Below are 14,295 nucleotides of genomic sequence, written 5' to 3'. Positions count from 1 at the left end.
CAATCGGCACGGTCAAGGAACCGCGTGTTATGGGAAGATGCCGACCCGGGGGTCAAGAGCCAGCGCGCTTTCTCCCCCGCCAGACATCAGGCGTTTTATGCCTGATGATGAAAATACGGTCTGTCGGATCAGGGCTCGGTCGCAACCGGCCCTTCGACGAAACCCATGTCTCTCCAACGAAAGAAATGAAACTTCGCACGGGCCGGAGCTTTGCGCTGCCCTTTGTTCTGCGCGATCACGTGCTGGATATCGAGATGATGCTGCCAGACGAGATGCTGCATGAAAATGATTGCGCCCATAACTCGTAACCTCCGCTGTGACAGAGGATGTATCACTTCATAAGTTATATGTCACGCAATAATATTGTAACGTACCATTCATGCGCTCCGCACGGCGTTCCCCCCGCGTCGTTCATCCGTCGGAACGCGCGCCCGTCAGAACGGGATCGACCAGAACAGGATCAGCGAAGCGGCGGTTCGCCAGGACGGGCAGGATCTCGCGGGCATGGGCTATACGCGCGGGGTCCAGCTCGCAGATCCCGAGGCCGGGCGCCTCTCCCAGTCCCAGGACGATGACGCCCAGAGGATCGACCACCATGCTCTGCCCGATATTTCTCGCGCCGCACTCGCCGACCGCGACGATGTAGCAGGTGTTTTCCAGCGCCCGCGCGGTGTTCAGGACTTCCCAGTGACGTTCCTTGTTCGGCCCCCGAAACCACGCCGCTGGGACGACGATCACGTCCGCGCCCTGGAGCGCGAGCGCGCGGGCCAGTTCGGGAAAACGCAGATCGTAACAGGTCATCACACCGACCTTCATGCCGTCGATCTCGATGATCGGCGGCAGTTCCGTGCCCGGTGCCGTGCGGGCGGATTCCTTCACGTTGAAGGCATCGTAAAGATGCAGCTTGCGGTAGGTGGAAATCACCGCACCGTTCCGAAACGTCACAAGAGTGTTGTAAAACCGCCCCTGGCCATCCGGCACGTTGACGCAGCCCATCACGGCGATGCCGTCACTCGCTTCGATCAGTCCTTTCATGAACGGACCGTCCAGCGGCTGGGCCGTGCGCGGCAGGAGTTCGGGATTGTTGATATCCTGCGCCAGAATCCCTTCGGGAAGCACGACGAGAGCGGCCCCGCCACGCCGCGCGCGATGGATCAACTCCACACAGGTTTTCTGGTTGTCTCTCCATTCGGGGGCAACGGCGAACTGGCCAAGGGCAATTTTCATGATCGAGACTCCGCATGCGGCAAATCACGGATGGATGTGCTTTTGATCATACCATTCTCCTTGCATGGCGGACATCTTCGACCAACATGCCAGATCCAGCATGCCAGATGCCGTGTCGCATCCTCGGATGGCCCCTGAACGGCGTAAACTTACGGTGGAGTTTCTCCCATGACCGAAAAAACCCATTACTGGTCCGCTGAAGTGACCGAACACGACCATCCCTACGCCCTGCCGCAGGGACTTTTTGCCGACGGAAGCGCGCAGGATATCGCTCAGGCCCTGAAGCACTCGGCGGAGACAAATCCGAAACACAAGGAGCATCCTTTCGCCTCCGCGATGTCGATGCTCGATTTCTATATCAATCGCGCCGGGAGCGGCCTTTCGGCGGATGACCGAGCCCGCCTCGAAGAGGCCAAAACGGAATTGCGACGGGCGTTCGGCCGCGAATAATGTCCACAACATGACAAAACGTTACTCCGTCGGCGCAAAAAACAAGTGGTTCTGCGGAAAGCCGCGATCCAGCACCTGACAGGAAGGTTAAATTAAAGCCAAAAGAACGTTATAAATATCATCATCCATCGAATTATGTTATTTTCGCTCACGCTTGCCGCGACAGACGCATTTAAGGATCGAGCCGCCATCATGAGCGCAACGCAAGACCACCACGACCCTGACGACACGGATCTTCCCGCCAAGCGTCGCGACAACGCCGCCCGTCAGCAACGCATCCTCGATGTGTTGTTCGAGACGGGCAATGCAACGATCGAGAACCTCTCGGATCGCTTCGGCGTCAGCCGCATGACGATCCATCGCGACGCGCACGCGCTCGCCAAGCAGGGACTGATCGACAAGCTGCATGGCAGCGTCGCTCTCAAGAACAGAGCGGTCACGCAGAAAAGCGTGAACTATCGCCGGTCGCGCGCGACTTCGCTGAAACAGGCCATCATCACGCGAGCGGTTTCCCTCATCACGCCCGAGCAGGTTCTTGTGCTCGACGACTCGACGACGGTTGCGGAACTTCTCCCGCTCATCCCCGCGCTGGCGCCCTTGACGATCATCACCAACGCCATGGGTGTGGTGCAGGCGCTGGCACCCTATCCCGGCCTGAAGCTCATCTGCCTCGGGGGCGAGTACAATGCGCCGCGCAACGCCTTTTTCGGCCTGCTCTGCGAACAGGCGGCCAAGTCCCTGCGCGCCAATACGATGTTTTTGTCCACGTCCGTCATCAATGGCGGCGTGGCGTTCCAGAACGATGAGGATGTCGTAAAGGTCAAACGCGCCCTCATGGCGATCGCCGACCAGAGCATCCTTCTGGCGGATAGCACGAAGTTCCAGAATGGCGGCCTCGTACGCCTCGCCCAGCTCTCGGAATTCGACCGCGTGCTGACCGATGTCCAGCTCAAGCCCGCCGCCCGTAAACTCCTGACCGATGAAGGCGTCCGCCTCGAAATCTGCGAGTAGGAGCTTCGCACCCTCGCGCTCCTGCCGATAACCTCAAGCTATCGGCAGGTGATCGTTAGGATATTCCGGGCGAGGAACGATGACGCTAGCATGCCCCGATGCAGCGCCTTCCCAGAACCGTCCATCGGGTCCGCCGACTTCCTCTCCTGCTTCTCGCGGCGGCGCCATGGTTGAACGGGAAGATCGCAACGGCCGCGCCGCCAGCACGCACACTTCTCGCTCAAGCCCTCGCAACCCCGCTGGCATCCGATCTCACCGCCGCGACGCATGCGGATGTCGTCGCATGGATCGAAAACGCGGGCGGCGCATGGAGCGTGCGCATGCGCGACGCGTCTGGCCGCGAACATGTGCTCCGGCCGCCGCAGGACGATGACGGACGCACCCTGAGCGAACTCGCTCTCTCCCCGAAGGGAACGTGCGTCGCCTATGTCGCGGATGGTGACGCCGACTTCCCCGACGCTCCCGCTCCGAATGCCGCCAACCGCGCCACGCCTCCCACACAGACCCTCCACCTGATCGCGCGCGGCACGGACCGGGACATCGGACAGGGACACAACCCGTCTTTCTCCCCTGATGACCGACACCTCGCATTCAGCGCGGGCGGAAATCTCTTCGTAGCCGAAACGGAAACCGGCGGAGCGCGTCAGGTCGCGACGATACAGGGCCATATCGGCCGTATCGTATGGTCTCCCGACGGCGCGCGCATGGCGTTCAGCATCGACCGCGACGACCATGCCCTCATCGGCCTCTATTCCCTGCAAGACCGGCGCCTCGTGCTGCCGCCCGCCGGGTTCGGCTTCGACATCGAACCCATGTTCTCGCCTGACGGGCACGCCCTCGCTTTTCTGCGGCTGGTATCGCCGCCGGACGATGCGGGCTTCCAGGAACCGGGCCGCTACTGGTCCGTGCACATCCGCGACCTCGAGACGCTGGAAGATCGCACGATCTGGACTCCGCCGCCCGGCGCTGGAGCCATTTTCCAGCCGACCGAACATGGCCATCCCAGCTGGGAACCGGAGGGACTCATTCTCCCCTGGGAAGGGAGTGGATGGCTTGATCTTTACCGCCTCACGACCAGCGGCGCGATGATCCCTCTGACGCCAGGCGCATTCGAGGTGCAGGGTTTCGCATTCGATCCGTCCCGTCGCGCCGTTCTCTACAGCGCCAATACCGACGATCCAGACCGAAGGGCCCTGTGGCGCGTTTCCCTCGCGGATGGACGACGTGAGAAACTCGCATCCCCCGACGGCGCGCTCTCAAGCCCCGTGATGGCACCGCGTGACACCATCGCCGCCATCGCGACAGATGGCTGCACGGCGCCTCATATCGTCACGTTGCCCCTGCCAACTGCGACGGCCGCCTGCGCGGATGCGCCTCGCGACATCACATTCAAGGCAGCCGATGGCATGACGCTGCACGGACAGCTTTTCCTCCCGCCCGAGAAGGCGGGGCGTCACGCCGCACTCGTCTTCGTTCATGGCGGCCCCAACCGGCAGATGCTGCCCGGTTTCGGCACGATGGCCTATTACGACCACGCCTATGAGATGAATCGCCTGTTCGCCCGGCAGGGCTACGTCGTCCTGTCCGTGAACTATCGTTCGGGCACCGGCTATGGCGTGGCTTTCCGCCGCGCCGCCGCTCAGGGACGACGGGGCGCCAGCGAGTATCGCGACGTGCTCGCCGCCGCCGAAACCCTGCGCCGTCGGGCGGACGTCGATCCCAAACGCCTGGGCATCTGGGGCGGGAGCTGGGGCGGCTTTCTGGTGGGACTCGCCCTCGCCCGCAACAGCGATATTTTCGCCGCCGGAGCCGATTTTCATGGCGTGCACGACATGGTGGGATTTCCGGCGCCCGGTCTCTCGCCAGCCGATCGCCGGGCCGAGATCGCGGTGCAATGGGCGTCTTCTCCCATCGCGGACGTCAGGACATGGCGCTCCCCCGTCCTCATCGTGCAGGGCGACGACGACCTGGACGTTTCCTTCTCGCAATCGGTCCTGCTCGACCAGCTTCTGACCGCCCGCGACATTCCGCATGACGTCCTCTCGCTTCCCGGCGAACGTCATGGTTTCCTCCGACAGAAAAGCTGGGAAACCGCTTATGGGACGATGGACCAGTTTTTCGCCCGGCAGCTTCATCCCGACCACGTCCTTGCAGAAAAAGGCACACCATGAGCGCTCCAACCCTTTCCACCCTTCCGCGCCGCGCGCTCCGGACAGTTCTGGCGGCAAGCCTGCCGTTTCTCGCCATCGCGGCGCATGCGGCTGAAACGCGGGTTTTTCCGAATTACGGCACGCAGGAGATCGACAGTCTCGTGGCCCGGACCCAGGCCGCCTTCCATGTGCCCGGCATCGCCATCGCCGTCATCCGGGACGGGAAAGTGGTTTTCGCGAAAGGCTACGGCGTTCGCAAGGCAGGCGAGGCTGCCCGGATCGACACGATGACCCGTTTCGCAATCGGTTCGAACACCAAGGCGTTCACCACCGCTGCGCTGAGCATCCTGGCCCACGAAAAGAAGCTCGACTGGAGCGATCCGCTCTGGACCCACATGCCGGAATTCCAGCTTGCCAGCCCCGAGCTGACACGCCAGTTCCTTGTCTCCGATCTCCTGACCCATCACAGCGGCATGGGTGAGGGCGCGGGCGATCTCATGCTCTTCTGGCCCTCGAACTTCACACGCACCGAGATCGTCAGCCGCCTGCGCTATATGCCGTTCACGGCGCCGTTCCGCCTGCATTACGCCTATAACAACCTGCTTTATGTGACGGCTGGCAAACTCGTGGAGGATGTCTCCCACCAGTCCTGGGAAGACTTCATCCAGAGCCGCATCATGACGCCCGCGGGCATGAAAGCCTGCACGCCCGCGCCCCTGGCGCCGAAACCCGGCGAGGACCGCGCCAGCGGACATGGCGTGGAAGGAGATCGGGCCGTCGCAAGACCCTGGGGGCCCGTCGCCGCCGCCGCACCGGCTGGCAGCATCGAATGCAGCCTCGACGGCATGAGCACATGGGCCAGGCTGCTGCTCAATCACGGCAAGGCGCCCAACGGCACGCAGGTTCTGGCCGGTGACCAGATCGACGAGATGTGGTCACCTCACGCCCTGTTGCCGCTGCCGGGTTCCGCGCCGCTTTCACACACCCATTTCCGGGCCTACGGCTATGGCTGGTTCATGGAGGATTTCTATGGCCAGAAACGGGTCTGGCACACGGGAACGATCCAGAATTCGGTGAGCTACGTTTCGTTCCTGCCGGAATCCCATACGGGAATCGTCGTCCTGACCAATCAGGACGACTTCCACGCCACCTACGCGATCATGCAGGCTCTCAGCGCGGCGGCGACGGGTCATGACGAAACCGACTGGCTGGCCTATTACGTGAAGGACGCCCAGGACAGCGCCAGGGCCGTCTCGACGCGCGCGGAAACGACAGGCCCCGGCTCCAGGGCGCGGCCATATATTACGCTGAAGCCCGCCGAGGCCTCGGAATATGCCGGGACGTATCATGACGCATGGCTCGGCGGCGCGGACATCCAGTCAACGCCGGAAGGGCTGCGTCTGACCTTCACCGATGTCGGCGGCATAACCGGGATCATGAAGCCCCTGCCGCACGACCTGTTCGTCGCCCATTGGGACGGCGACGAGGCGGACGCCTCCTATGTCCAGTTTCATCGGGACATGAGCGGCAGGATCACGAACATCACGATGCACCTCGTCGAATCCGACTTCAGCTTCGACGTGCAGGACCTCGACCTGCGCCGGGTCTCTCCCTGAAGCCCGGCAACTGAAAACCGGCCCTGAGAACCGGCCGCCATCAGCCTTTCAGAGCACCCCGCAGAAGGGAACCGATGACGGTTCCCGCCGCCATGCCTTCGGTCTCGGAGGCTCCGAGATGGGGCGCGAGAACACTGGCGAGGTTGGCGATCGTCAGCGTCTGAAGCCAGATCCGACCCGGCCCGGTCAGCCGGGCCATGAAGAAACCATCGCCACCGAAAATCTTGTTGCGGATGCCCGGCACGAGGGAGATGTCGAACTGCACGCTCTCATCGAACATGCCGACATGCCCCGGATGCACGTCGATCTGCTCGCCCGGCGCGAGATCATAGGTCACGACTTCACCGCCAAGCTCGGTCCAGAAACGCCCATAGCCCGAGATACGCTGGAGGCGAAATCCATCGCCGCCAAAGAATCCGGCCCCGAGCCTGCGCTGAAAGCCCAGATCGAGCCGCACCCCCTCCGTTCCGGCGATGAAGCCATGGCGATGGACCATATAGGCACGCGTTCCGTCGATATCATGCTCGAGAATATGGCCTGGAATCTTGGCCGCGAAAGCGATCATGCCGGGCGCGCCCTCAGCGACGTATTCGGTCATGAACAGGCCGCCCCCTGCCAGGGAGCGCGAAATCGCACCGAGGAAACCGCTGTTTCCCGCGCCGGATGTTGTCGTCCGCATGGTAACATGCGGACTTTTCCATGACAGTTCGCCCGTCTCGGCCACGAGGCGTTCGCCCGTTTCCAGCGAGACGCGCAGTACGGGAAGCACGCTTCCTTCGATGGACGATTTCATGAGACGCCTCCGATTGGGAAGCGTTACAATGTCAGATCGATATGAAGCGCGCCAGCGCTCTCTTCAACGCCGGCTCAGCCATAGCGTCTCTTTGGGATAATCCACGGTGACGACGAATGTTCCATAGACGTTCGCGCCCAGCGATCCGGAGACAAGCCCGTCCATATATTGCGAGAGTCCGGATGCGTCGAAATTGGCGTCCGGTCTCTCGGTGAACCAGACATGATCGGCCACCGGCGCCTCCTGCCCGACGTGGCCGCCCGGCACCGGGGAGAGGACGACGCGCGGCACTTCGATCAGACGCTCACCCTTCCCGAAACTGTCGCCATTGCGAACGACACGCCAGTCCGGATGTCTGCGGTGCCAGGTCTCGAAAACCGATGTCACGATATAGGACGTCACGCCCAAGCCACGCACCGTCGGCGTGCGGGATGCCGCCTCGCCCGCCTCGGTGGGGAAAGCCGATGCACCCGTGTCAAAAAGAAAATCGAGGGGTTGCCCGTCCACGCTCACGGTCATGCGCGGCAGGCCGGAGCCTTTCTCGCCATCCGCGCGATGGGGAAAATGCAACGGTATGGCCATCGCGTCCGCTGGATGAACCCATCCCGCGTCCTCCACCCACAGGGCATGGCGCGGATAATCGAACGTCCAGATGAAACCGGGAAGATAGCCCGCGCCCAACGTGCCGTCTCCGGAGAAGCGCGGATTGATGATGGCCACGGCATGACACGGCGCAAACGGTCCGGCGAGCGGCAAGGCCCGGGTCGGCCTGAAGGCGATCGACCGCGCGACGTCCATCGGTTCGCCGAAAGCATGGCATGTTTCGGACCGCACCCCGAACCGTCGCGCCGCCTCCGCGCTCAGGACAAGCAGTCCGCTGCCCCCGGCCCCGCCGGTATCCACCATGAGGCGCAGCGTGGTCCCGTTGGGGCTTTCAGGCACGGCGTAGAAATGACCGGCCTCGAAGACGGTCGGCACCAGCACGCGGGCCGAAGCCGGGGCCACCGACCCTGCGATCAGAGTCAGAGCCGGAAGCATCCGGCGTGCCTGATGGCCAACCGCCGTCGCCATGTGAGCGGTCAGGCGACCCTGCGAGATGCGCCCTGACGACGCTGGCCACCGCCGTTACCGCCTCCCGCGCCGCCACGGGGCCGACCGCCACCGCCGCCCTTGCGCTGCCCGCCACCCGGCGGGCCGCCGCGACCACGACCACCGCCGCCGAGAACGGGCGGACGCATCGTCGAATTCTGCGCGGCATCCGAATGATAGGGATGATCCGTCACGACGGCGATCGGCTTGCCGATCAGCTTTTCGATATCGCGCAACCATGCACGCTGCTCGGCGTCACACAGGGAAACCGCCCAGCCTTCACGACCGGCACGCGCCGTCCGGCCGATGCGATGCACATAGGATTCCGCAACATTCGGAAGGTCGTAGTTGAAGACGTGCGACACGTCGTCCACGTCGATCCCGCGCGCCGCGATGTCGGTCGCGACCAGCACCTTCACGGCCCCGCTGCGAAAGCCGCTCATCGCGCGCTCACGGGCGCCCTGGGACTTGTTCCCGTGAATGGCCTCCGCGGTGATGCCGTTCTTGTTGAGATGCTCCGCGACCTTGTTGGCCTCGTGCTTCATCAGCGTGAAGACGACCGCGCGGACGACCTTGGGATTGTCCACCAGCATGAGCGTGGCGGCTTTCTTGTTCTCCGAATCCACGAACATCACCGCCTGGCGAATACGATCGACTGTCGAGGAGGGCGGGGTCACTTCCACTTTCGCCGGATCGCGAAGGAGGGAATGGGCCAGTTCCTCGATGGTGGCCGGCATCGTCGCCGACAGCAGGACGGTCTGACGCTTGGGCGGCAGGAGCGCCACGATTTTGCGGATGTCGCGCACGAAGCCCATGTCGAGCATGCGATCCGCCTCGTCGAGAACGAGGATTTCCAGTTGGGAAAGATCGACGTGACCCTGCCCGATCAGGTCAAGCAGACGGCCCGGCGCGGCGGTCAGAACATCCACGCCATTGCGCATCGCATCCACCTGACGTCCCTGCCCGACGCCGCCGAAAATCACCGCGTGGCGGATCTTCATGTGACGACCATACGCCTTGAAGCTCTCGTCGATCTGGGAGGCAAGCTCGCGGGTCGGGGCGAGGACGAGCGCGCGCGCGCCCTTCGCGGGAGTCCGGCGCGGATTGGCCAGGAGATGGTTCAGGATCGGCAGGGCGAACGCCGCCGTCTTTCCCGTGCCCGTCTGGGCGAGGCCAAGGAGGTCACGACCATCCAGCAGATGAGGAATCGCGCCCGCCTGGATCGGCGTCGGATTGACGTAGCCCTCTTCGGCCAAAGCGCGCTGGATCGGCTCTGCGAGCTTCAGTTCGGCGAAACTTGTCATATTGAAAAAAGCGCCTCCTTAGGGGCGGAAACATGAAGAATAAGGCGGCCGGTAGCACCCCCGGAAGGGTCCGATCCGGAAGAACCGTCATGGTTCGACCGCGAACGGTCGCTGATGCCGAAACATCGGCGAACCCGGCGTCATTCCCTGCGCAAAAGCGCTGAGCGCGCAGCCCAAAGGCGTGACGCTGGCGGAATGAGTGTGCGACTTTTTCCAACAGCCGCCGCCCTTTTTCGGGTCATTTTAGTCCGCTATAAGGCCCGCTGGCCCCGTCCGCAAGGGATTTGATACCCTCATCACGCGACGGACGTCATTTCGCACGAACTCTCTCACGAAGCGGACGTAACGTCCGCTGTGCTCGAGATCACGGACCATCAGTGGAAGCTGTTTTCCACTACGACGTCCTCAAAGGCGAGGCGAGGTCCACGCGGCGGCGGCGACGCGGCTCCCTTCCCGATCGCCACGAACATGACGACTTCATGATGCTCGGGAAGATTGATCACCTTGCCAACCTGAGCGAAATCGAAGCCGTCCATCGGACAGCTCTGCAATCCATGAGCCGCCGCCGCCAGCATGATCGCATAGGCCGCCATGCCGCAGGAACGAACGCCTTCGTCACGCTGGAGATGCTCATGACCTTCATAGAAACCGGGAATCATCGCGGCGTATTTGTCGTACATCGCCTGCGGTGTGCCCGCCCAATAGCGTGCGGCGCCCCCTTTCCAGGCCTTGAAATCGGCACAGAGCACGATGAGCGCCGAACATTCGGTGATTTGCGGCTGGTTCCAGGCCACTTCGGCGATCCGCGCCCTCTGCGCCGGATCGCGCACGACGCAGAACCGCCAATGCTGGATGTTGAACGCCGTCGGCGCATGCATGCCGGCGTCAAGAATGGCCCGGAGATCCGCATCCGCGATCCGGTGCGCGGGATCGAAGCGCTTGACGGCCCGCCGCTCCATGATCGCTTTCATGATTTCGGTCACGATAACTCTCCACCTGATTGTTCGATGGAAATCGTACGATATCGACGGGCAAGTTGCAATGCGCCATCAACGGCATCCCCGCGCGGCGCCCGCAACCGGCTTTTCCAGCGGGGGGAAAGCATGTCCGCGAGAATACTGCCCAACCCACCCAGCATGCATAGCCCAAGCGCGTCGAAACCGGGCGGACGCAGCAGGGCTGCGATATGAGCGTCGATCTGTGCGCCGGCGTCGCGCAGGATAGCCCGTGCGTGAGGACTGTCCTGCCTTGTCTCGATTACGAGTGGCGCCAGGGTCGCGAAGGCGGAAGCCCGCTGGCCAATCGCCCAGGACAGAGGCTCGGCCCCCTCGGAAACCAGCCGCGTCCACACGGATTCCGTCAGCGCGTCAGGTTCGATGCGGCCATCATGGGCCTGGAGCATGGCGGCAACCGCGCAACGTCCGATCCAGGCGCCGCTTCCTTCATCGCCCTGGGGAAACCCCCATCCGCCCACGCGCCTTGGCAACATCCCACCCTGGCCATCATCGCAAAGCGCGAACCCGACCGAGCCGGTGCCGGGCGCCATAATCGCGCCCGCCTCTCCGCCATGAGCACCGAGACAGCTTGTATGAGCGTCGCTGACCAGTTCGAGCTTCGGCATCCCGGCAGGCCGCATGGCCAGAAACGCCTCGCGCGCACCAAATGATTCGGTTCCCGCAAGACCAGCCGCGCACCAGATCCGCGCCATGGGCGGAATCTGGGAAGACGCGCAGGCGAAGGCATCGGACAGCGAGTGCCATGCCATGAGAGGATCGGTGGCGATATTGGCGCTCCCGCCCCTGCCGCTGCCGACAACCGTACCATCGGACGTGGTGATCCGCAGGCGCGTTCCCGTGCCGCCGCCATCAAACCCGGCGAAAAAAACCGTCATGCGCGCCTCAGGAGAAAAAGCGCCTGCTCGCCGAACAGATTGGCCAGACGGATAGACCGCCTCCAGGGCGCACGGTCCCCGACCTCGTCGATCGCAAGCCACTGGTCCACCACATAGCCTTCCGCCTCACACAAAGCGAGAAAGTCCCGGATCGTGCAGGGATGGATGTTCGGCGTTTCGTACCATTGCGTATGCCACACGGGGGTCATGGGCATCCGCCCGGTGGTCAGCAGTTGCAGCCGCAGACGCCAGTGACCGAAATTCGGAAACGAAACAATGGCATGGCGTCCGATACGCAGCATCTGCCTCAGCACTTCACGCGGGCGCTCAACGGCCTGGAGCGTACGCTGCAATACGACGTAATCAAAAGAATCGTCAGGATAATAGCTGAGGTCGTGATCGGCATCGCCATGCATGACCGGCAGCCCATGCGCGACCGAGCGCGTCACCTCGCCCATGTCGATCTCGATCCCCCGCGCGTCGCACTGACGATTGCGATAGAGGTGATCGATGAGGGCGCCGTCTCCGCTGCCCACGTCCAGTACACGCGAGCGCGGCCGGATCATATCGGCGATCAGACGTTGGTCGAGACGCATCAGCCCCGCCCTCCCCGTCGCAGTCCGGCGTGCTCGGCCGCACCGTTCACGAATCCCCGCATCGTGCGATCGAAATCCGGCTCGTCGAGCAGAAAGGAATCATGTCCGCGATCGCTTTCTATTTCGACGAACGACACGTTGACGCCCGCACGATTGAGCGCGCGCGCCATCGCGCGGGACTGCGAGGTCGGGAACAGCCAGTCCGAACTGAAAGAAACGACGCAGAATCGTGTTTTGACGCCCACGAAAGGCGCCGCGAGATCACCGTCATGATCGGCACTCAGATCGAAGTAATCCAGCGCGCGCGTGATGGTAAGATAGGAATTGGCATCGAAGCGATTGACGAAGCTTGATCCCTGGTGCCTGAGATAGCTTTCAACTTCGAACATTTCGCCAAAGAGCGACGCCGTGCCGATGACGCCACCGGCCGTACTGCCTGCCGCGGCTTTGGGATCACGACGGACGCGCCGCCCGAACTTGCGGGTCAACGCCTCTTCGGAAAGATAGGTAATGTGCGCCATCATGCGCGCCACCGCCAGGCCGCGCGCCGGAACCACGTCATGCGCCCAGTATCGGCCGCCATGCCAGTCGGGGTCCGCGTAGATCGCCTGTCGGCTGACTTCGTTGAAGGCGATGTTCTGGGCCGAATGATAGGGTGCGGTCGCGACAGCCATGGCGGCGAAGACCCTCTCGGGATACGTCGCCACCCATTCGAGAACCAGCATGCCGCCCATAGATCCGCCAATGGCGGCGAAAAGCCGCTCGATCCCGAAATGGTCCAGCAGCAGCGCCTGGGCACGAACCATGTCGCGAATGGTGATCGGAGGGAATTCGGTTCCCCACCGCTCCCCTTTGGGGCTGATCGAACACGGCCCGGTCGAGCCCATGCAGCCGCCCAGAACGTTACTGCAAATGACGAAGAAGCGGTCCGTATCGATGGGAAGACCGGGACCGACCATGCGGCTCCACCAGCCCGGCTTACCGGTCAGGGGATGCGGTTCGGCGAGATACTGGTCGCCCGTGAGGGCATGACAGACCAGAATGGCATTGTCTTTCGCCGGAGACAGCGTGCCATAGGTGCGACAGGCGATATCCAGCGGCGCGATATGCTGTCCGCAATCCAGCGCCAGACCCTCCGGCAACGTTACGACCCCGTCGCGCGTCGCCAGATTGTCGTAGAGGACGCTCATCATGGTGGCCTGCTCCATCGCCTTCCCGCCCGAGCCAGACGCCGACCTGCTTATGCACGTCGATTCCCACACCTCGACCCGACGTGGCCCCATGTCGCGTCATATGACATCGGCGTGGGCGATACGCAATCCGCAGCGATATCCGCAGTATCGGACTGCGTCAAAAAATATATGAATAATTCAGTGCCAACCAGACGAATTCTTGCCACCCGTAATATGTGCTGCAAGCGATGAAGATATTTCTCCATCTCGATTATTCAGGCTTGTGCGACAGAGAGCCCGCTCGCTCTCCTCCCACGGATCGTGGCAATCAAGAAAAATCACTCAATGAAAACGAGCGTCGCCCGGCACACCGAACAAATCGCTGGGCCGGACGCCAAGAGCTTTGGCGATCAAGAATATTTGCCTCGCGGCAGGCTTCGCTTGACCCGCCTCAATGTCCTGCATATCTCCTTCAGAGATGCCCGCTACGCATGCCAATTCTTCAATAGAAATATTTTTTTCTTTACGGAAAAATCCAATATTTGAACATTCGACGAAATTTGAGCACCAACCTCCTTCCAGAGGTACTAAGTATTTTTTCATGTCTTTACAAGACCTTCATAGATATGTCTGTTGACGTGTTTTTAACGAAATATTAAGTAATAGGCGGTAATAAGTCTCTATCCAACCCTGGGCGCACCTGAAGGATTATTTACATCGATGGACCTTCATCTCACTCACCTTCTTTCAGCGGCAGACCGCCTGTTTTATCTGGAACTGAGCGAGGAGTGTATTGCCGTGATTCGAGCCATTCAAGAATACTTGGATTGTCAGGAATCCCGACAGATGCCATCACGCGTCACAGAGTTACGTTTGGTCGCCCGAAATGAATCCAATGGTCACTGAAACAGACAGATCACATTTCGCCGACACACATGTCGGTTGCCACTCCTCGAACTTTAAAGGCGCCCCAACCTCGGGACGCTGTGGGAAAGT

Annotated in this window: 14 protein-coding genes; 4 read left to right on the top strand and 10 right to left on the bottom strand. The window is 62.2% G+C overall.

Translation table 11 applies throughout. The features are described 5' to 3' along the window. Positions 1–128 precede the first annotated feature (128 nt). Entirely contained in the window at positions 129–299 is a 171-nt protein-coding gene (locus PWM43_RS01705; protein ID WP_289840832.1) for a hypothetical protein, read from the bottom strand. A 112-nt stretch (positions 300–411) separates the two neighbouring features. After that, positions 412–1,227 (bottom strand): deaminated glutathione amidase, encoded by an 816-nt coding sequence (locus PWM43_RS01700; protein ID WP_289840831.1) that lies wholly within the window; start codon positions 1,225–1,227, stop codon positions 412–414. A gap of 168 nt (positions 1,228–1,395) precedes the next feature. Between PWM43_RS01700 and PWM43_RS01695 the strand changes: the two genes are divergently transcribed. From PWM43_RS01695 to PWM43_RS01680, 4 genes are all read left to right on the top strand, one after another. Beyond that, a complete protein-coding gene (locus tag PWM43_RS01695; protein WP_289840830.1) occupies positions 1,396–1,677 on the top strand; it encodes a DUF3175 domain-containing protein in 282 nt (93 codons plus the stop codon). 192 nt (positions 1,678–1,869) lie between these two features. Beyond that, positions 1,870–2,688, top strand: a complete 819-nt coding sequence (locus PWM43_RS01690) for a DeoR/GlpR family DNA-binding transcription regulator (protein WP_289840829.1) — start codon at positions 1,870–1,872, stop codon at positions 2,686–2,688. Between the two features lie 98 nt (positions 2,689–2,786). Then, a complete protein-coding gene (locus PWM43_RS01685; protein ID WP_289840828.1) occupies positions 2,787–4,859 on the top strand; it encodes a prolyl oligopeptidase family serine peptidase in 2,073 nt (690 codons plus the stop codon). Further along, positions 4,856–6,454 carry a serine hydrolase gene (locus tag PWM43_RS01680; RefSeq protein ID WP_289840827.1) on the top strand — a complete coding sequence of 533 codons (1,599 nt, stop codon included), beginning with the start codon at positions 4,856–4,858 and terminating at the stop codon, positions 6,452–6,454. The genes PWM43_RS01685 and PWM43_RS01680 overlap by 4 nt, the downstream gene beginning before the upstream one ends. A gap of 40 nt (positions 6,455–6,494) precedes the next feature. On the opposite strand, the gene PWM43_RS01675 is transcribed toward PWM43_RS01680, so the two are convergent. The 8 genes from PWM43_RS01675 to PWM43_RS01640 all read right to left on the bottom strand — a co-directional run bounded on the left by PWM43_RS01675 (position 6,495) and on the right by PWM43_RS01640 (position 13,902). Continuing rightward, a complete protein-coding gene (locus PWM43_RS01675; protein WP_289840826.1) occupies positions 6,495–7,247 on the bottom strand; it encodes an AIM24 family protein in 753 nt (250 codons plus the stop codon). 63 nt (positions 7,248–7,310) lie between these two features. Next, a complete protein-coding gene (locus tag PWM43_RS01670) occupies positions 7,311–8,318 on the bottom strand; it encodes a hypothetical protein (protein ID WP_289840825.1) in 1,008 nt (335 codons plus the stop codon). 8 nt (positions 8,319–8,326) lie between these two features. Continuing rightward, positions 8,327–9,640 carry a DEAD/DEAH box helicase gene (locus PWM43_RS01665; protein WP_289840824.1) on the bottom strand — a complete coding sequence of 438 codons (1,314 nt, stop codon included), beginning with the start codon at positions 9,638–9,640 and terminating at the stop codon, positions 8,327–8,329. A gap of 374 nt (positions 9,641–10,014) precedes the next feature. Then, complete coding sequence (locus tag PWM43_RS01660; RefSeq protein WP_289840823.1) at positions 10,015–10,623, bottom strand: nitroreductase family protein; 609 nt, start codon at positions 10,621–10,623, stop codon at positions 10,015–10,017. Continuing rightward, complete coding sequence (locus PWM43_RS01655; protein WP_289840822.1) at positions 10,620–11,531, bottom strand: BadF/BadG/BcrA/BcrD ATPase family protein; 912 nt, start codon at positions 11,529–11,531, stop codon at positions 10,620–10,622. Before PWM43_RS01655 ends, PWM43_RS01660 begins: the two co-directional genes overlap by 4 nt. Next, positions 11,528–12,127, bottom strand: coding sequence for a methionine biosynthesis protein MetW (gene metW / locus PWM43_RS01650; protein WP_289840821.1), 600 nt, complete (start codon positions 12,125–12,127; stop codon positions 11,528–11,530). Before metW ends, PWM43_RS01655 begins: the two co-directional genes overlap by 4 nt. After that, complete coding sequence (gene metX / locus PWM43_RS01645; RefSeq protein WP_289841152.1) at positions 12,127–13,317, bottom strand: homoserine O-acetyltransferase MetX; 1,191 nt, start codon at positions 13,315–13,317, stop codon at positions 12,127–12,129. Before metX ends, metW begins: the two co-directional genes overlap by 1 nt. A gap of 324 nt (positions 13,318–13,641) precedes the next feature. Continuing rightward, positions 13,642–13,902 carry a helix-turn-helix domain-containing protein gene (locus tag PWM43_RS01640; RefSeq protein WP_289840820.1) on the bottom strand — a complete coding sequence of 87 codons (261 nt, stop codon included), beginning with the start codon at positions 13,900–13,902 and terminating at the stop codon, positions 13,642–13,644. Positions 13,903–14,295: the final 393 nt, after the last annotated feature.

This window comes from Brytella acorum (assembly GCF_029309905.1).
GTDB lineage: Bacteria > Pseudomonadota > Alphaproteobacteria > Acetobacterales > Acetobacteraceae > Brytella > Brytella acorum.
The sequence above is the reverse complement of the archived record's forward strand: the minus strand, read 5'-3'. Positions and strand labels throughout refer to the sequence as shown.

Bases quoted from the DNA above. Each gene is read 5' to 3' on its own strand.
- PWM43_RS01705 (WP_289840832.1), bottom strand. From the start codon at position 299: ATGGGCGCAATCATTTTCATGCAGCATCTCGTCTGGCAGCATCATCTC.
- PWM43_RS01700 (WP_289840831.1), bottom strand. From the start codon at position 1,227: ATGAAAATTGCCCTTGGCCAGTTCGCCGTTGCCCCCGAATGGAGAGAC.
- PWM43_RS01695 (WP_289840830.1), top strand. From the start codon at position 1,396: ATGACCGAAAAAACCCATTACTGGTCCGCTGAAGTGACCGAACACGAC.
- PWM43_RS01690 (WP_289840829.1), top strand. From the start codon at position 1,870: ATGAGCGCAACGCAAGACCACCACGACCCTGACGACACGGATCTTCCC.
- PWM43_RS01685 (WP_289840828.1), top strand. From the start codon at position 2,787: ATGCAGCGCCTTCCCAGAACCGTCCATCGGGTCCGCCGACTTCCTCTC.
- PWM43_RS01680 (WP_289840827.1), top strand. From the start codon at position 4,856: ATGAGCGCTCCAACCCTTTCCACCCTTCCGCGCCGCGCGCTCCGGACA.
- PWM43_RS01675 (WP_289840826.1), bottom strand. From the start codon at position 7,247: ATGAAATCGTCCATCGAAGGAAGCGTGCTTCCCGTACTGCGCGTCTCG.
- PWM43_RS01670 (WP_289840825.1), bottom strand. From the start codon at position 8,318: ATGGCGACGGCGGTTGGCCATCAGGCACGCCGGATGCTTCCGGCTCTG.
- PWM43_RS01665 (WP_289840824.1), bottom strand. From the start codon at position 9,640: ATGACAAGTTTCGCCGAACTGAAGCTCGCAGAGCCGATCCAGCGCGCT.
- PWM43_RS01655 (WP_289840822.1), bottom strand. From the start codon at position 11,531: ATGACGGTTTTTTTCGCCGGGTTTGATGGCGGCGGCACGGGAACGCGC.
- metW (WP_289840821.1), bottom strand. From the start codon at position 12,127: ATGCGTCTCGACCAACGTCTGATCGCCGATATGATCCGGCCGCGCTCG.
- metX (WP_289841152.1), bottom strand. From the start codon at position 13,317: ATGAGCGTCCTCTACGACAATCTGGCGACGCGCGACGGGGTCGTAACG.
- PWM43_RS01640 (WP_289840820.1), bottom strand. From the start codon at position 13,902: ATGAAAAAATACTTAGTACCTCTGGAAGGAGGTTGGTGCTCAAATTTC.